The organism is Streptomyces sp. NPDC051664, assembly GCF_044453545.1.
In the GTDB taxonomy this organism is placed as follows: Bacteria; Actinomycetota; Actinomycetes; order Streptomycetales; family Streptomycetaceae; genus Streptomyces.
Map to the genome: position 1 here is coordinate 20,992 of NZ_JBITCU010000042.1, position 16,807 is coordinate 37,798.

17 protein-coding genes and 2 pseudogenes are annotated in these 16,807 nt (G+C 67.9%); 11 read left to right on the forward strand and 8 right to left on the reverse strand.

The annotated features are described in order from the left end of the window. Positions 1–213 precede the first annotated feature (213 nt). A complete protein-coding gene (locus ACIA8E_RS37485) occupies positions 214–2,337 on the reverse strand; it encodes a SpoIIE family protein phosphatase (protein WP_399305428.1) in 2,124 nt (707 codons plus the stop codon). 358 nt (positions 2,338–2,695) lie between these two features. Between ACIA8E_RS37485 and ACIA8E_RS37490 the strand changes: the two are divergent. Further along, positions 2,696–2,893, forward strand: a pseudogene (locus ACIA8E_RS37490) (hypothetical protein); the annotation flags it as partial. A 400-nt stretch (positions 2,894–3,293) separates the two neighbouring features. On the opposite strand, the gene ACIA8E_RS37495 reads toward ACIA8E_RS37490, so the two are convergent. The 4 genes from ACIA8E_RS37495 to ACIA8E_RS37510 form a co-directional block, all read right to left on the reverse strand. Next, complete coding sequence (locus ACIA8E_RS37495; RefSeq protein ID WP_399305431.1) at positions 3,294–4,025, reverse strand: SMI1/KNR4 family protein; 732 nt, start codon at positions 4,023–4,025, stop codon at positions 3,294–3,296. A gap of 109 nt (positions 4,026–4,134) precedes the next feature. After that, a complete protein-coding gene (locus ACIA8E_RS37500; protein WP_399305433.1) occupies positions 4,135–4,314 on the reverse strand; it encodes a helix-turn-helix domain-containing protein in 180 nt (59 codons plus the stop codon). 248 nt (positions 4,315–4,562) lie between these two features. Further along, positions 4,563–4,796 (reverse strand): hypothetical protein, encoded by a 234-nt coding sequence (locus tag ACIA8E_RS37505; RefSeq protein ID WP_399305435.1) that lies wholly within the window; start codon positions 4,794–4,796, stop codon positions 4,563–4,565. A gap of 348 nt (positions 4,797–5,144) precedes the next feature. Continuing rightward, positions 5,145–5,888, reverse strand: a complete 744-nt coding sequence (locus tag ACIA8E_RS37510; RefSeq protein WP_399305438.1) for a hypothetical protein — start codon at positions 5,886–5,888, stop codon at positions 5,145–5,147. 108 nt (positions 5,889–5,996) lie between these two features. Here ACIA8E_RS37510 and ACIA8E_RS37515 point away from each other — a divergent pair, with 108 nt between their 5' ends. Next, positions 5,997–6,632, forward strand: a complete 636-nt coding sequence (locus ACIA8E_RS37515) for a TetR/AcrR family transcriptional regulator (RefSeq protein ID WP_399305440.1) — start codon at positions 5,997–5,999, stop codon at positions 6,630–6,632. A 204-nt stretch (positions 6,633–6,836) separates the two neighbouring features. On the opposite strand, the gene ACIA8E_RS37520 is transcribed toward ACIA8E_RS37515, so the two are convergent. Next, positions 6,837–7,577, reverse strand: coding sequence for a uracil-DNA glycosylase (locus ACIA8E_RS37520; protein ID WP_399305490.1), 741 nt, complete (start codon positions 7,575–7,577; stop codon positions 6,837–6,839). A 243-nt stretch (positions 7,578–7,820) separates the two neighbouring features. Between ACIA8E_RS37520 and ACIA8E_RS37525 the strand changes: the two genes are divergently transcribed. From ACIA8E_RS37525 to ACIA8E_RS37550, 6 genes are all read left to right on the forward strand, one after another. Further along, positions 7,821–8,183: a DUF488 domain-containing protein gene (locus ACIA8E_RS37525; RefSeq protein WP_399305443.1), complete on the forward strand. Its 363-nt coding sequence runs from the start codon at positions 7,821–7,823 to the stop codon at positions 8,181–8,183. A gap of 247 nt (positions 8,184–8,430) precedes the next feature. Then, positions 8,431–8,835, forward strand: coding sequence for an STAS domain-containing protein (locus ACIA8E_RS37530; RefSeq protein ID WP_399305445.1), 405 nt, complete (start codon positions 8,431–8,433; stop codon positions 8,833–8,835). Between the two features lie 746 nt (positions 8,836–9,581). Further along, positions 9,582–9,737: a hypothetical protein gene (locus tag ACIA8E_RS37535; RefSeq protein ID WP_399305498.1), complete on the forward strand. Its 156-nt coding sequence runs from the start codon at positions 9,582–9,584 to the stop codon at positions 9,735–9,737. An 86-nt stretch (positions 9,738–9,823) separates the two neighbouring features. Further along, positions 9,824–10,450: a TetR/AcrR family transcriptional regulator gene (locus ACIA8E_RS37540; RefSeq protein ID WP_399305447.1), complete on the forward strand. Its 627-nt coding sequence runs from the start codon at positions 9,824–9,826 to the stop codon at positions 10,448–10,450. Then, entirely contained in the window at positions 10,447–11,202 is a 756-nt protein-coding gene (locus ACIA8E_RS37545; protein WP_399305449.1) for an SDR family NAD(P)-dependent oxidoreductase, read from the forward strand. The genes ACIA8E_RS37540 and ACIA8E_RS37545 overlap by 4 nt, the downstream gene beginning before the upstream one ends. 142 nt (positions 11,203–11,344) lie before the next feature. Continuing rightward, entirely contained in the window at positions 11,345–12,220 is an 876-nt protein-coding gene (locus ACIA8E_RS37550; RefSeq protein WP_399305451.1) for an ABC transporter substrate-binding protein, read from the forward strand. Here ACIA8E_RS37550 and ACIA8E_RS37555 read toward each other — a convergent pair whose 3' ends face one another. Both ACIA8E_RS37555 and ACIA8E_RS37560 read right to left on the reverse strand, forming a co-directional pair. Continuing rightward, on the reverse strand, positions 12,221–12,580 hold the full coding sequence (locus ACIA8E_RS37555) for a hypothetical protein (RefSeq protein ID WP_399305454.1): 360 nt from the start codon (positions 12,578–12,580) through the stop codon (positions 12,221–12,223). 297 nt (positions 12,581–12,877) lie between these two features. Continuing rightward, positions 12,878–13,492 carry a PadR family transcriptional regulator gene (locus ACIA8E_RS37560; RefSeq protein ID WP_030980175.1) on the reverse strand — a complete coding sequence of 205 codons (615 nt, stop codon included), beginning with the start codon at positions 13,490–13,492 and terminating at the stop codon, positions 12,878–12,880. Positions 13,493–13,593: 101 nt separating this feature from the next. Between ACIA8E_RS37560 and ACIA8E_RS37565 the strand changes: the two genes are divergently transcribed. The 3 genes and pseudogenes from ACIA8E_RS37565 to ACIA8E_RS37575 form a co-directional block, all read left to right on the forward strand. Then, positions 13,594–14,055 (forward strand): hypothetical protein, encoded by a 462-nt coding sequence (locus ACIA8E_RS37565; RefSeq protein ID WP_399305457.1) that lies wholly within the window; start codon positions 13,594–13,596, stop codon positions 14,053–14,055. Next, entirely contained in the window at positions 14,052–15,260 is a 1,209-nt protein-coding gene (locus ACIA8E_RS37570; protein WP_399305460.1) for an FAD-dependent oxidoreductase, read from the forward strand. Before ACIA8E_RS37565 ends, ACIA8E_RS37570 begins: the two co-directional genes overlap by 4 nt. Before the next feature lie 134 nt (positions 15,261–15,394). Continuing rightward, a pseudogene (locus tag ACIA8E_RS37575) lies at positions 15,395–16,042 on the forward strand (PIG-L family deacetylase); the annotation flags it as partial. Positions 16,043–16,807: the final 765 nt, after the last annotated feature.

Consider the following 16,807-nt stretch of genomic DNA (forward strand, 5'->3'; position numbering starts at 1 on the left):
CACGCTCTAACTGATCAGCACAGGCCACAGCCACAATCCCCGATCAGAAACACTCACCCTGGACAACACCGCCCTCGCCGAGCTGGGAGTGGAGTGGGCGTGACACCGGCCGCGGGCGGGCGCTGAACCCGCCGGACACACCACAGCCTCCGCCAGGAGGACGCCGGTCACGGGGCGCGGTGCACGGGGACGTACAGGCCCCGGGCTCTCGGCTCAGAGTGAGGCCGGAGCGGGAAGGGCCTGTTCGCTCCAGACTGTCTTGCCTTCCGCGGTGTAGCGGGTGCCCCATCGTTGGGCGAGTTGAGCGACGATGAACAGACCGCGTCCCCCTTCGTCGACCGTGCGGGCGTGGCGCAGTTGGGGGGAAGTAGCGGCGGCGTCGTGGACTTCGCAGGTGAGGGTGTGGTTCTTGATGAGGCGTAGTTGCAGGGGCGGGGCTCCGTAGCGGATCGCGTTGGTGATGAGTTCGCTGACGATCAGTTCGGCTGCGTAAGCGGTGTCTTCGTCCACGTTCCAGTCTGCGAGTGTCCGGCGGATGTGTCCACGGGCGGTGGCTGCTGCTGTGGGGTCCTGGTCAAGGAGCCAGGTGGCAAGACAGTGGGCGGGGAAGGGCCGAGTGCGGGCCAGGAGGAGAACGGCGTCGCCGGGACAGTCCTTGCTACGGAGGGTGCAGAGGATGTCGTCGCACAGGTCCTTAAGAGGACGGCCGGGTTGAGCAAGGACGTCGCGCAGGAGGGCGGAGGCACCGTCGGAATCGGCGGGGGGTGTGGGCAGGATCGCGGAGGTGTAGAGGGCGAGGATGCTGCCGTGGGGGAGGTCGGTGGTGGTAGCGGCGAAGGGCGGACCTTCCGCACTGCCCAGTAGGGGCCCCGGGGTGCTGTCCGGGATCTCGGTGCTGCTGTCGGGGCGGATGATCACGGGTGTGGTGTGCCCGGCCCGTGCGAAGGCGCACGTGCGGGTGACCGGGTCGTAGACCGCGTAGACGCAGCTCGCCGAGACCGGTTGCCGGTGCAGGGGGTCGCCGGGGGGAAGAGCCGCGCGCTCTGCTGCCAGGAAGACGGCGGTGTCGTTGAGGCGCGCGAGGAGCTCGTCGGGTTGCAGGTCCAGTGCGGCCAGAGAGCGGATGACGGTACGCAGCTGTCCCATGGTGGTGGCGGCTTGGATGCCGCGGCCGGCGACCTCGCCGACGACCAGAGCAGTGCGGGCGCCGGACAAGGGGATCGTGTCGAACCAGCCTTCCCCACCGCCGGTGCCGGGCACGTACAGATGGGCGGTCTCGACAGTGCCGTGTGAGTCGGGATAGCGGGGGAGCTGGTGGCGCTGGACCGTCGCGGCGATGGTGTACTCGCGGGTGAATCGGCGGGCGTTGTCGATACACAGGGCGGTGTGGGAGGCCACATCGGCAGCAAGGCCCACATCGTCCTCGTTGTAGGGATCGGACCCGCCGGTGCGGAAGACGCTCAGCACTCCCAGAGTCGTTCCGCGCAGAGCCAGTGGCGCCACGATGAGTGTGCGCGCCCCGGCTGCACGGACCGCCCTGGCCCTGGCGGGATGGGCGGCGAGCCACGGGCTGTCGGGACTCAGAGCCACGAGACGAGGACGGAAATCACTCAGGGCCTGCGCATAGGGAGGCAGCAAGTTGAGGGTCCGCACGTCACGCACCGGATGGGCCTGTACCTCCAGGCCGTCGCGGGCACGGATGGCGGCACGGCGCAGAGCAACATCCTGAGCCAGCGCCCCGGTCGGGGACTCCTCACCGCGTACCACCGCGTCCACGACGTCCACCACGGCGACGTCGGCGAAGCCGGGCACCAAGGCCTCCACCAGCTCCTGGCAGGTGGCGATCACGTCCAGGGTCCGTCCCACACGCTCGCGCACGGTGTTCAGGACACCCAGCCGCGCACGCGCCTGTTCCTGTTCCGTGACGTCGACCACCGTGACAGCCACTCCCAGGACCGTCCCCTGCGGGTCCTGCAGGCGGAACACCGACACTGACCGAATCTTTTCCCGCCCCTGTTCGGCCGCCAGCCGAATGCGGACCAGATACTCGCGCACGGGCACGCCGCTTTCCAGCACGCCACGGAGCATCGCCTCCACCTCGTCGGGCGCGGACATGCCTGCGTACGCCTCGGCGAAATGCAGCCCGACCAGGCCTTCAACCGCCACACCGCGCACGTTCCCCGTGGCGGTGTTGACCCGCACGACCCGCAGCTCCGTATCCAGAACCTGCAGCCCTACCGGTGACTGGGTGAACAAGGCATCCAAGATCGCCTCTCCCACCCAGCCACCCGCGTCCCCACCCGTCGGCGTCCGGCGCATCGCGTCCCCATCCACCACAAAGATCACCTCCGCCACCCAGACTGGCCCGACGCGGTGTGCCGATAGCCCGCCACGCCGCGTCAGCTACCCGAACAGCCCCCAGCACGACCACGGACCACCAGACGATCGGTGCTTCAACGGCCTCGCCCCGGCCGGCACTCGCAGAGCAACACGAGTTCAGCCCGGCGTCACCCACCGCGGCGACGACATCGGACGCTGGCTCACGCAGCAGGTACGGGACTGAGCGCGCCTGAACCCGGAACAGCAACACCGCCTGGACCAAGTGGGCGTGAAACCGGCTGTACAGCCCCCAGAAGACCGCAGCGCGAACCAACGCGAAGACTGCTGAGTAACGAAGGGCTCCGACGCCTTCACACGGGGCGTAGCGGCCCTCGCGCAGTACATCCAGCGTGAGGAGAAGACCGTAGTCGGACGGCAGCACGTCGAAGAAACCCCCGACAGCACCTCCGTACGCCTGGGCGTATTTCTGAGTAATCACAAGAGCCGCCGCGACCGCCTCGCTGAGGAACAGATCCGCACGCTGGCAGCCCTCGGGCTGGAGTGGGACAGCTGACGGAACAACGGCGATGCCGGCACGGGTGGCTTTGTCGGCGAGTTACGGGTTCTGGCACACATTCCGTGAGCAATCTTGAGTCCGGCTTCAACGGACCTGGTGACGCATGGTCCGTGCAGCTCCCAGGACGCGCGCTTCCTGCTGACGAGCGCTAGCAAGATCTTTCACGAAATGTGTGCCAGAACCGAGTTACGACAGCGCCTGTTGCCCGGCGCCAAGAGCAGGCTCCTCCCCGGGGAGGTTGGTGTCGCTGAGATTTGAGAGTGGCTGGATGCTTGCTTCGGGACCATGGTTGTGCTCTGCACGACGAGGGGGCCGGGTTGCTGCCGCAGTCCGAGGTCGATCTGTGCGCGGCGATCTCGCCACGCACCGGGCGGCTGGCAGAAGACCAGAACATGATCTACCGGAAGTCGTTCAGCCAATCGCCCTGGAGCAGGTCACGTACTCCGTTGAGGGCTGCTTCGGTACGGCCGCGGGCCAGAAGAAACATGCCATCGTCGTCGCGCAGGAGCACGTCATCGCCGAGGAACCAACGGGTGGGGTGCTCTTCCTCGCCCACCGGATAGGCCGGGAACGGCAGCCGGCTGCAGTTCTGTTCCAGCAGTTCAACGCCGTAGTCGTCGAAGTCGCTCAGGAAGTCGCAGCACTCGCCCTCGGCCTGCACGGATTCCGACAGCACGATCTCGATGAAGCACAGCGACAGCCGCTCCAGCCAGTTCTCCCAGCGTTCGGCAGCCTGGTCGGCCAAGTCGGTCTTGATGACAACGGCAGGGTCTTCGTCCATCAGCTTGTCGAGCAGGATTCCCCAGGAAGCAGCCCCCTGGTTCTCATGCCGGAAGACCAGGGCTTCCTTGGCCTCGTCCACATACAGCTGTGACGGGCTGAGCAGGACGTCATGGTTGCTGGTGAGGTCCTGACGGCGGCCGAACAGCCGATACGCCTCTCGCAGCACCAGCGGCAGCCGGATGCCGAGCCTCTCCTCCGCGGCCACGAGATCCGCCTCGCCCCACCCGTCCTCATCACCGAGCCCCTCCGACCAGTTCGCGACGAACCCGCGGATGAACTCCCAGGCACCCTTGCGGCCCTCAACACCCGCAGCGAGCGACCGCACCATATCGAACCCACGTGTCATGCCAGGACGGTATCGGCTCCACCCACGCAGCCCTCGGACACCTGCACAGAGCGGTCGACACGCCGCTCCTGGTGCTCCCAGAACTCAGCGACATTTCCACTCGGCCAGATCAACATCCGCCGCCGAAACTCAGCATCAAACGCCGTTCCCGACCGCCGTTACGGGCGATCTCACGGGAGACCGTCGACGGCGATCCGCCCAGCCGCCGCGCCAGTTGCCGGGCGGACTCACCGGCTGCGCTTGGGCCGGCACCCACGCGCGTAGGCAGCCGCGTCCGCGGACGCGGCACGGTAGGGCATCGTGGACTGCGACCCGATCATGCCCGCGGTGCTCGACGGCGCCACCCCCGATGTGCGAGACCTGCATGGAGACGTCGCCAGGGAACTGACGCCGCAGCCAGCCCGCGACGTCATGACGGTGCGCAGGTTCCACCTCGCCGCGTGCTCCAGGAGCGCGGCCTGCAGGAGCGCGAGGAAGGTGCCCGGAGCCCTATCTTGGGCATCGCCACAGGTCAGGGGTGAAACGCGGGGCGGTGTTTCACTGGCCGCGTTTCAATGCCACGGATCGATGTTGCAGCTCCAGCAGCGACGCGTAGCAGCGGACCGTCGTCGGAGAGAACCCGCGCACCACCCACGTCGACGCGAACGCCGCCGCGCACTGCGACTGGAAAGCCCACACATCCGGGACAGCCATGCCATCCACCGTGCGGGCGAGCCGAACACCGCCCGCCTCATGCCGACCACCGACGGGCGCACCGGCACCGGCACCCACGTCACCTTCCAGCCCACGGGCTCTTCACGGAGCGCCATCCGCACGGCCGCGGTCTTGCCCCGGCCCGGGTCGCCGAACACGCACACCGCGCCCTCCGCCGCCATCGCCTGCCCTTGGCGGAAACCAGCCTCAATACAGACATCGAATAGCGGTCTGCCCATGGAGGACATCAACAGACACCGGTCCAACGCCCACCGCCGCCGCTCGCCTCGATTAGGCCTTTGGTTAACTCGAACACCACCGGGTCGCTCTTTTTGTGCCTGCGGCCGCATGTGTCCCCTGCCGACAGACGCCCGGGACCAGCGGACCGGTCGACCCCGAGATGGTCAACCGCTTTGCAGGACAGGCCTAATCAGCTCGCTGAGGCCGCTTGCCGACGATATCGGCCAGCGAGGCCATGGTGGTCCGCGGGCGCCGTTCAAGGTCGAGTTCGGGGCGGAGAATCGGGCGGGCCAGGAGCCGGACCAGGACGCCGAGAGTGAACCCGTAGGCCACCACCAGCCCATGCCCGTTGGACTGGGCGAACCACAGCGTGAGGCCCAGGACCGGCACAGCGAGTGCAAGCAGCCGATGCTTCGGAGCGTCGGCTGGGGCGCTGACGCGCAGCAGGAGGGCTGCGGCCAGGGTCGCTGCGAGGAAGTAGGTGGCACCCGAACTTCCTGCGAAGTTGCGGGGGTCGGTACTGGCGCGATCGCCTTGACCAAATAGGGAATCAATGTATTGCGGCATGAGTATGCCCGCGGTGAAGAGCCCCACCATCAGTGGAGCGCCCCAGAACCACTCCGCCAGGGCGGCGATGACGGCGAGAGTGGCGATGTTCCACGCCGCTCCCAGGAAGCCGCCGTTCTGCATGAATACCGACGTGATCACACGCCACCAGCCTGATTTGGCGGGGTCGTTGTCGAACGTGCTCATCGCCCCCGACCAGCAGAGCTGGGTGATCACTGCGGCGATCGCGATCGCGGCCAGAGCGGCGGCGGCCCATGGAAGGCGGCGCCGGCCTATCGCGCCCTGGCCGATCAGAGCTTGGCCGGCTTTGAACATCAGCACCATCAGTCCCGCCGTGGTCACGTTGAAAAGCAGCGCGCTCATCGCAACCACCCCCCTTCTAACGCCGTTTGAAGTGTGCTCACAGTGAGACTAGCGCCGACCACGCCATGTTTCAAACAGTGTTAGAAAATTTCCGGTAGACTGGGCACCATGAAGCTCACCGCAGACCGGATCATCGACGCGGGCATGGCCGTGTTCGCTGAGTCCGGATACCACGGGTTGTCGATGCGACAGGTGGCGGAGCGACTCAACGCGTACGCCGGAAGCCTCTACTACCACGTGCCCAGCAAGAGCGCCTTGCTCCAGCTGATGGCAGACCGACTGGCACTGCAGGCCTACGATGCCGGCACGGCTGCGCTGACCGCTCTGCCCGAGCAGGCCGACTGGAAGGACCGAGTGGAGGCCCAGGCCGCCTCGCTGCGGCGGATCCTCCGCCAGCATCCAGGTGGGGCCGTCATGTTCGCCGGCAGCCCGAAAGTCCTCAGTCCCGGTGCTCTCTCGCTGATGGAACGGCTGCTGCAGACCCTGGCCGATGCCGGGCTACCCAAGGACCACCGCTCCGTCGCCGCCGACACACTGCTCAGCCACATCACCGGTTTCGTGCTGCAGGAGCAGAGCGACCCACCCGCGGTACCCGTCACCGCACAGGAAGCTTCCGAACTCCACGAACGCTTCCCGATGACCATCGCCGCCGCCTCCGCCCACGACGAAGAAGAGAGGTTCATCCTGAGCGTGCGGCTGATCTGCGTCAGCATCGCGTCATCCCGAGTGCCTGGAGCTGACTAACGCACGAGGGATCAAGGCAGCCGGTGGGAGCGCAACAGACCGGCAGATAACACGAAAGAGCGCACTCCCCGTGCCCCGTCACCGCCCGCGGCAGCGGCGACAGCCGCTGAGTCGGCGCTCAGTACCGCCGTAGGGCGGCTCCGGCCCCCAGACTGCGAGAGGGCGCAGGGCGGTCCGGGACAGGTGAAATCTGCCGGCCGCTTCTCAGGGGGTCGTGGGAGCCTGTGGGTGATGCGGCTCCTGTGGCAGCCCTGCGAGCGTAGCGGCCCGTTGCAGCACGTCGCGGAGCATGGCGGGGGTCAGGGTCCGGGTCGACATGTTGCGCTGGCTGGGGTGGAATCCGCCGACCAAGTGCACCCGCCGTTCACCGCCAACGTCGGTGAGGAGGGCTTCGGCGCCGTGGCCAAAGGCCGGGCGGGGGCGAGGCAGCTGCCAGCCTGCATCCGACAGCACGGGCAGCAGTGCCTGCCAGGCAAAGCCGCCGAGCACCACGATGGCCCGCAACGTCGGTCGCAAAAGTGCCAGTTCGCGAACGAGCCACGGACGGCAGGTGTCGCGCTCGGTGGTGGTGGGTCGGTTGTCGGGCGGCGCGCAGTGCACCGGCATTGTGATCCGCACCCCGTACAGTTCCATGCCGTCACCGCGGTTGGTGGCGGTCGGCTGGGAGGCCAGACCGAGGTCATACAGGACGGCGTACAGGACATCGCCGGACGGGTCGCCGGTGAAGATCCGCCCGGTGCGGTTGCCGCCGTGTGCGGCCGGTGCCAGACCGACGATGGCCAGCACCGCGTTCGGCGGTCCGAAGCCGGGCACCGGCCTCGCCCAGTACTCCCACCCCCTGTATGCCCGGCGCTTGACCAGGGCGACCTCTTCTCTCCAGGCCACCAGGCGCGGGCAGGCCCGGCAGGAGGCCACGGCGGTGTCCAGCCTGCTCACGTCACGCATCCGGGGTGCGGTCGCGGCCGGGAAGTGCTGCCCCTCCGGGGCGGCAGGGCCGGTGTCGGGCAACGGCGTTCTCCTCTCCTGCGGGCTGAGGGCGACGGCGCCGGCCGCGGGTCTCCGGCCAGCCCACCCATCCGGCGATAAAATTGGGTGAGCCGAGCACATCCGCTCCCACAGGGGCCGGGGCCGTCCCCGCTGTCCGCCGGTCCCGGGCCGGGGCGGCCGATCGATCTGAAGGGTGCCGTCATGGCCGAACAGATCACCTATCGCCGAGTCTACGAGGAGACCGCGTCCAAGGACGGCAAGCGGGTGCTCGTCGACTGGATCTGGCCGCGCGGCATGCGCAAGGAGAACGCGCACCTGAACCAGTGGCTGCGTGATGTCGCCCCGTCGAGCGAACTGCGCAAGTGGTACAGCCATGAGCCCAGCCGCTTCACCGAGTTCCGTCGCCGCTGCCTGGCAGAACTACGCGATGCCGGGCACCGCCAGGCGGTCGAGCTTCTGCGTGACCTGGCGGCGCACGACAAGCTCATGCTGTTGACCGCCACCAAGGACGTGGACCACAGCCAGGCCGCTGTCCTGGCCGAGTGGCTGACCAAGAAGCGGTGACGAACACGAGTGTCCACAAGGACGGCGAGCTGCGGAATTTGATCGTCGACGGTGGGTGCGGCGCAGCGCACGTCGTGTGGCGCTGCGCCGTCGGAGCGGCCTGCACCGTCACGGTCACCCGTCGACCATACCGACTCCCGCTCGGGCCACGCGGTGCTGGTACGTCGGCCGCGCGGACGAATCCAGTCCCACGTGTGACGCCATGCTGGCGGATCCCCCGCCGCCCGGAGATGTCAGGAGGATGATGATGCGAACGAACATTATCCGCAACGAGCGCATGGCCGTCAGCTACGACGTGGTGAACGGCTGGACAGTTGTTGAGATCGACGGCGATGTGGACGCCCATACCTCCCCCCTGGTCCGTGAAGCAGTGATCAAACTCGTCGACGAGGGACACCGCCACTTCGTCCTTGATCTGAGCTTCGTATCCTTCCTGGACTCGATGGGGCTGGGCGTGGTCGTGGCGGTCACGAAACGCATCCGTGAACACGATGGCTCACTGCGGATCGCGTCCGCCTCTGGCCGGATAGTCAGGGTCTTCGACATCAGCGGCCTGCGTGAGGCCTACGAGATCCACTCCTCGCCACAGGAGGCAACGCGACACGCTCCCTCGACCGGCAGCCTGGCGCACTGGCCCCACCCGTCAAGCTGAGGAACGCTCACTGGCGTGCAGGGCGAACGTGGACTCTGGCCTCGGAGTCCGGCCTGGAGGGAACGTTCGGACAGTTCATCGACCGCATCAATACCCGGCCCGTGTGACACGTGGCGGAGGCCTTGGAGCCAACGGCTCCAGGGCCTCGAAGGACGTGTCGGGCCATGGCGATGGACAGCAGCACACAGCTGAAGTGGGCAAGCCGTCGCAGAGGGCGGCTTGCCCAGGCTCTCCTTCGGCTTACCCGAGAGCGTCGGTGACGCGGCGCATCATCCGACCGATGCGGGACCTGGACCGTCGGGCGAGTTCGACGCGGCAATTGGGACAGTGCCGCCCATCGGCCGGCGAACCTCCTCCCAGTCCTCGCGCGGGTCCAGACTGCAAGGGTCGCGGCCCTGGCATTGCTCACAGACCGGATCCGGCACCCGGGCCACCGCCTCGTCCCTCGCCTGACGCTCCAGCTCGGCACTCTGCTCCCGGCGCTGCCGCTCCCGTTGCGCCTCGGTCCACGGCCTGACGCGACCGGTCCGGGTCCGGGTGCAGATACGGCTCGGCGCTGGACAGCCGTGCGTGGTCGAACACGGCAGCCACCTCGTCCAGGCTGCCTCCGGCGTCCGCGACGTTGCTGACCATGGCGTGGCTTGTGTCCGCAGAGGCCGTGTGCGGGTGACCCCGTGTGGCGATTGAGCAGGCGTGTCGTTGCGCACTGCTTTCGCGACGCAGGCAGTCGGTGGTGTTGCATTCCGATGCAGATCAGCTGTGCACAGCAGGACGAGTTCGCCCTGCACAGCCACGGCAAGGCCGCCCGGGCCCGAACGCAAGGCCTGTTCAACGCCGAACTCGCCCCCGGAAGGGCAAGGGTGACGGCCACGCAGCTCCGCACGCCCACAGGCGTGCCTTGACAGCGGAGGGGCAGGGATCCAGCATGGGAACCATGGAAACTAAATCAGTTTCGCAAGTTTCCGAGGGTGACGGGCAGCGTGCTGATGTGATCGTGGAGGCGGCCGGCCGGCTGTTCTTCGCGCCGGGTTGCGCGCGGGTGAGCATGGACGATCTCGCTCGTGAGCTCGGGATGAGCAAGAAGACGATCTACCGTCATTTCCCGGACAAGCGCAGCCTGCTGGCCGCGGTGCTGGATCGGCAGTTCGCGACGGTGGAGCGCACGCTGGTGACGGCGGCCGACGACGCAGAAGCACAGCCGTTCGGTGTGCGGGTCCAGCGGTTCCTGATCGCGGCGGGCACGGAGCTCTGGCGAATCGGTGCGGCTCAGCTCGCGACGGGGCGGGGCGATGCGATGCTGCGCCAGTACGTGGAGCAGCGCGTCGACGCGCTGGTCTACCGGCGGGTCGACGAGCTGTTCCGGGAGGGGCACCGGCAGGGACTGCTGGCGGCGCCGCCTGAGCTGCTGAGTGAGATCACCCGCGGCGCGTTGGAGCGGTTGCTCACCTCGCAGTTGCCGCGCGAACTCGACTGGACCGCGGCCGATCTGCTGCGGGCGACCGTCGACACCGTGCTCTACGGGGCGATCCGCTCAGCACACCCCGGCATCGACGATGAACAACTCAGGGCGGTCATGCCGACGGCCCGCGATGATGAGCAGGAGGTGGGACCGTGACTGGGGCAACCGGCAGGGTGGCATTGGTGACAGGGGCCAGCAGCGGAATCGGTGCGGCCACCGCGCGCCTTCTGGCCGCGCGAGGGATGCGCGTGGTGGTCAACTACCTGCGCAGCAGCAAGTCGGCCGAGGAGGTCGTGGCGGGCATCGAGGCCGCAGGCGGCCGGGCCATGGCCGTGCAGGCCGACGTGCGCGAGGCAGCGGCGGTCGAGAGCATGGTCGAGCAGGTCCAGGCGGCATGGGGCGGCGTTGACGTGCTCGTGCACAACGCGCTCATCCCGTATGCGGTCAAGCCGTTTCAGGACATGACGTGGGAAGAACTGGGCGGCAAGCTCGACGCCGAGATGCATGCGGCGTTCGCGGTCACGAAAGCTGTCCTGCCCGCCATGACCGAACAGGGCTGGGGGCGCATCATCTATCTCGGTACCGGCCTCAGCCGCCGGCCCCGGCAGGGCATGATCGCACTGGGCACGGCCAAGGCCGCACTGGAGCAGTTCGCCCGGTACGTCGCCCAGGAACTGGGCCCGCAGGGCATCACGGTCAACGTCGTCGCGCCCGGCCCGGTGGAGTCCCGCATGGCGGATGACGTGTTCGACGATGCGCACAAGCAGCGACAGGTGGCCGCTACCCCCCTGGGCCGCCTGGCGTACCCGGCCGACGTCGCCCAAGCGGTCGCCTTCTACGCCGGCGAGGACAACGCCTTCATGACCGGCACCACGGCCGCGGTCAACGGCGGAATGTCCATGGACTGACGCGCCGCTGTCCCCCCGCACACGGGGCCGTACCGTCCCGGTCCGGCACGCACCCGGCACACCGCCCCCCTTCAGGACCATGGACCGCAGCGCCCGCGACACGCGCGGGCGCATGACGGCGACACGATCAAGGAAAACATTCATGCACACGATCGATCTCGCCTACGTCGGGCGGGGCCTGCACGAGGAACTGGCCGCCTACATCGCCGACCAGCAGGACTACTACGCCGACGAGGGCGTCCACGTCGCGCTGCGCGACGGCTGCACCTGGGACGAGGAGCGGCTGCGCCGCGGCGCCACCATCGGGCTCGGCCGGGCACTGCTGTCCCGACTGACCGATGGCACCCCCTGGGTCGCGCTCAATGTCAACACCCACCGCCCGCTGTTCTGGTTCCTCGCCCGCCCCGGTCTGACCTCCCTGGCCGACCTGGCCGGCCGGCGGCTGGCGGTACACGCCCCCCACACCGCACCGGGGTGCTTCGCCCGGATCGTGCTGCGCCAGGCCGGCCTCGACCCGGACCGCGACATCCACACCATCGTCCGCCCGCCCGGCGACTACGGCATGGACCTGCGCCGACTGCACGACGGCGAGATCGACGCCGCCCTGGTCGGCAGCACCATGGCACCGGAGGCGATCGCCGCCGAGCACGGCTGGCAGGTGCTGGCCTGGGTCGGCGACCACTTCCAAATCCCCACCGTGGGCCTGGCCGTCGACCCCACCTACACCCACCCGGACGACCCCGCGGTCCAAGCCGTCGTACGAGCCCACCGGCGCGCCCTGCAGGTGATCCGTAACGACCCCGACACCACGGTGCGGCACATCCAGACGTTCCTCGGCGGACATACCGCAGACGAAGCCCGAGCCCACTACGAGAGGTTCGTCGCACCGTATTTCACCACCGACGGCCAAGCCGACTTCGCGGTCGGCGCCACCGCGATCACCGCGGTCGCCGCCGAACTCGGCGTGCCCGCCACCGTCACCGCAGCCGAGTTCTACCGCACCGCCACCACACCCTAGCTAGCTTCCGGCACCGTCTTCGAAGTAGGACGCGATGTTGTTCCACATGAAGTGGTCCTTCCAGTCGGGCTCTCCCTTCGCCCAGGCGAGCACAGCCGCGACCACCTTCTCGCGCGCAAGCGTCCGGGTCTGAAAGTGCCCGGTCGGAGCCCCGTCCCGGTATTCCAGCTGAAAAGTGTTGTCCTCGCGCATCAGTACCTGCACATACCAATCGCCCTCCTCCTCGACGACGCGTTCGACGATCAGGGCATCGCCGCGTTGCAGGTTGGCTATCGCAGCACTGATCTTCGGCTTCGTCGGCCGTCTGGCCACCACACGTGCGCCATCGCTCATCACCAGCATGCTCGGATCATCGCGCATGCCTCTGACAGCTCCGTAGTCCGGAAAAGGGCAGCGGCGAAGACCCCTCACCCGCGATCGTGATGCGGATGCTGCGCCAGCACGACGAACAGGCTGCGGCGGCAGCGAGCGCATGACCACGATCACCGAGTCCAGGCCGCTGCTTTGCGGCTGGCGTGCGAGCTAAGGACTCCGGAGCCGTGTATTTCTGGTTTGGATTCCGAGCGGCCCAAAGGACACAGAAGTGAGACGAGCGGCTGGGGTTGGCCCCCGGGAGAATGCAGCGCCAGCCCGTCCCCGGTCGCACCGGGGGCGGGCTCACTGCTCCACCGGTCCCGCCGCGAGGGCGTCCAGCCGTTCCCTCGACCACGAGAGCCCACCGGCCCGCAGATCTTCGACCACCGCGCGTACCCACTCCAGCTCCGCGGCCGTCACGGCCCTCAGGTATTCGGTCTCCAGGCGGGTGATGCGTGGCAGCCCCTGCTCCGTCTCCTCGGCCAGGGCCGATTCCAGTCCGTCGAGCTTCTCTGCGAGTGCGTCGGCCCGCTGATCCAGTACGTCAGCCATGTCTCGCGGCGTGAGCAGCAGCAGGTTCGACAGGGCGGCCGGGAACTCCGGGAACTCCTGCTTGGGTGCGGAGAGCATCTCCTCCAGCCAGGCGCGGGCTGTCTCGCGCCCCGCGTCGGTGATTTCGTACACGGTCCGCTCGGGGTACTGCTGATCGCGCCCGGTCTCGCGGACGGCGATCAGCCCGGCGCCATTGAGCCGCTCGATCGTGCGGTAGAGGCTCGCGCGCTGGCTGACGTTGACGACCTGCTCCTTGCCCCAGTCCTTGATCAGGCGCTGGACGCCGTAGGGGTGCAGCGGTTTGTAGTGCAGCAGAGCCAGGACGGTCAGGGCGAGCGGGGAGCTGCGGGGGGCAGATGGGGTCATGGACCCGATTCTAGCCTCAGTAAAACTAGTTGACGAGATACTAGTTTCAGTGCAACTATCGAAATCGTCAGTGCAACACCACCCAGAGAGGAACTACCGAGATGTCCCTCACCGAGCGCATCCACTTCGACCACGGCCTCGTCAAGCACCTTGGCAACTGGACCGAAGCCGGCCGCTTCGAGGTCAAGGCCCGCCATGGCGCAGCCGTCCTCGACCTCCGCTCGCCCTGCCTCCCCGACGACATCGAGATTCACCTCGATATGGACCGGGCCATGGTCAAGCTGCTCGTCGACGACGACACTGCCATCGACCACTGGAACCTGAACTGGACCGCCCGCGGCAAGATCAAGGACTCCACGTCCTCATCCGACGGCGACAAAGCGGCCGGCCGCCTTGTCCATCTGTCCGGCTCCGCGACGAACAGCGAGATCCGCATCCACCGCGGTGGCATCGCGCTCCTGTCGGCGATGTTCTCCCGTGCATACGTCCAGGATGTGCGCCGCACCCACAAGACCGGCGGCGTACCGACGATCGACGACCCGACAAGGGGATATCAGTCATGACCAGCACGGACAAAGCCCGCACCGCGCTCATTATCGGGGGCGGGATCGCAGGCCCGGTCGCCGCGATGGCCCTGCGTCAGGCCGGTATCGAGGCCGCCGTCTACGAGGCGTACGACTCCACGGCGGACGGGGCCGGCGGCGGCATGACCATCGCCCCCAACGGCCAGAACGCCCTCGACGCCATCGGCGCGGGCGGCCTCGTCCGCGCCATCGGCGCCCCGGTCACCTCCATGGTCCTGCGGAGCGGGACGGGCAAGCAGCTCGCACAGTTCGCCCCGCCTTCGCGCCTCCCCGTCCAGCAGTTCGTCTGGCGCGCCGACCTCTACCGAGGGATCTACGACGAGGCGGAGCGCCGCTCCGTACCCATCCACCACGGCAAGCGGCTGACCGGCGCGACGGACACCGGCTTCGGTGTCACCGCGCAATTCGCCGACGGTACGCAGGCGAGCGCCGACATCCTGATCGGTGCCGACGGCATCCGGTCCACGGTCCGCCCCCTGATCGACCCGGCCGCACCACGGCCGAACTACGCAGGCCTGGTCTGCTTCGGTGCGCGGATGGACGAGTGCGGGCTGCCCTCCACCAACGGCGTCATGTACATGTGTTTCGGCAAGCGCGCCTTCTTCGGCTACCAGATCTTCGACGACTCCTCGGCGGTGTGGTTCGTGAACCTGCCGCACCCCGCCCCGATGACAGTCGCCGAGGCCCAGGCGATCGGCGCGAAGGAGTGGATGCGCACCCTGCACACCGCCTTCGCCGACGACAGCACCCCGGCTCTGGAGATGATCAGCGCTACCGACCCCGGCCGGTTCCTGATCACCGGCCCGATGGAGAACATGCCGAGTGTCCCGACCTGGACCCGCGGCCGCCTGACTCTGATCGGCGACGCAGCCCACGCCGCCTCGTCCAGCTCCGGGCAGGGCGCCTCCATCGCCACCGAAAGCGCCGTTGAACTGGCGCGCTGCCTGAGGGACTTGCCGTACGACCAGGCCTTCGCGGCGTACGAACAACTGCGCCGCCCCCGCGTCGAACGCATCATCAAGCTCGGCGCCCGCACGAACAGCAACAAGTCACCGGGCCCGGTCGGCCGGGTGCTGCGCGACCTGCTGATGCCGGTGGGCATGAAGCTGATCAACCCGGAGAAGACGGCCTGGCAGTTCGACCACCACATCGACTGGGACGCGAAAGCATCCCCGCTCGCCTGAACTCCGGCCCGCCCTCGGCCGCGCCGCCGGGGACGGGCTGGTGCCTGTGTCAGGTCCAACCCCGTGCGTGGCACTTGCCGGGTGGCGAGGTTGAGGCGGTTCCTGACGTTGACCTCAGTGATCGAGAGATCCAGGCGGCGGTCGCCTTGATGCGCCGTCAAGAACTTGAGGCGAGCTGTGACGTCCTGAAGGTCAGCGATCTGGAGATGCTGGACTATGCCGACTCCGGGATGACGGGCTGGCCGAGCAACGACGCGCCCGGATCCTTCTGGCAGACCCCCGCGCAGGAAGGCGCGGCCCGACTCGCGGAACTCATGCGGCACTACCGACCTGATGTGGTCGTCACCTACGACGAGAACGGCTTCTACGGCCACCCCGACCACATCCAGGCCCACCGCATCACGATGGCGGCGCTGGAGATGACCGCGCTGGCACCGAAGGTGTACTGGACCACGATGCCCCGCTCGATGATGCAGCGGTTCGGCGAGATCATGCGCGAGTTTCATGAGGAAATGCCGGAGCCGGATCCTGCCGAGGCCGCCGCGATGGCCGAGATCGGCCTCCCTGACGATGAGATCACCACGTGGGTGGACACCACCGTGTTCAGCGGTCAGAAGTTCGACGCGCTGGCCGCGCACGCCAGTCAGGGCGAGAACATCTTCTTCCTCAGGATGGGCACGGAGAGGTTCGGCGAGTTGATGGGCATGGAGACCTTCGTACGTGTCCAGGACGCCACCGGCGCGCCCATACCCGAGAACGATCTCTTTGCCGGACTGCGCTGATCCGCCCGTCCGACCGGCCGGGAAAGCGCATCGACCGCACGGCGTGATCGAGCGGGTCACACACCCGGAGGCTTGTCCACTCGAGTTCCGCTCCGGCAGCCCGCGTCCAGGCCCTCGCCGACGGCGTCGACGCGTGCCCGCACTTCCGACCCGACACCGCGCTCGTCCCCCAACCACCTGGCAACCGCACCGGTGGGAGACCTGCGGGCTGCTGACTCGGATGGTGCGCGCCGGCGATTGACTTCCAGTCTTGACGGCCGACGTCCAGCCACACCGCACCGCCCCCGAAGCATTCATGATGCCCGTCATCATCACGCTCCGGAACGATTCCGGAAGGCTGGCCGGCCGACGGCCGCTTCACTGGCGATGGTCGGGTCCCCCGGCCGGCCCGACCATCACCAGTGGCAACCCTCGAGCGGTCCCGGAGTCGCGTACGCCGCCACCGGGTCGTCGCCCTCCGCCGCGTTCAGCGAGATCCGCAGGTCCTCGACGAGCTGCCCGAAACGGGCACACGCGCGGACACCTCAGCATTGACAGCCGTGCCCGGCAGCCGTCTCTTCAAGACGACCGCTTGGTGCTCGACCAGTGCGTGTTGCAGAAGGAATATCGATCCAGCAGCCTTCGACGGCTGCGCGGGATTCATCTGGCCGGAGCTTCTCGACCCAGGGCTCTACTGAGACAGACCACTGCACCGACCTCTGCGGGCGTCACTCATCGTGATATCGGGCAGCATGACCAAGGCAGTACGTGATACGGAGACATGCG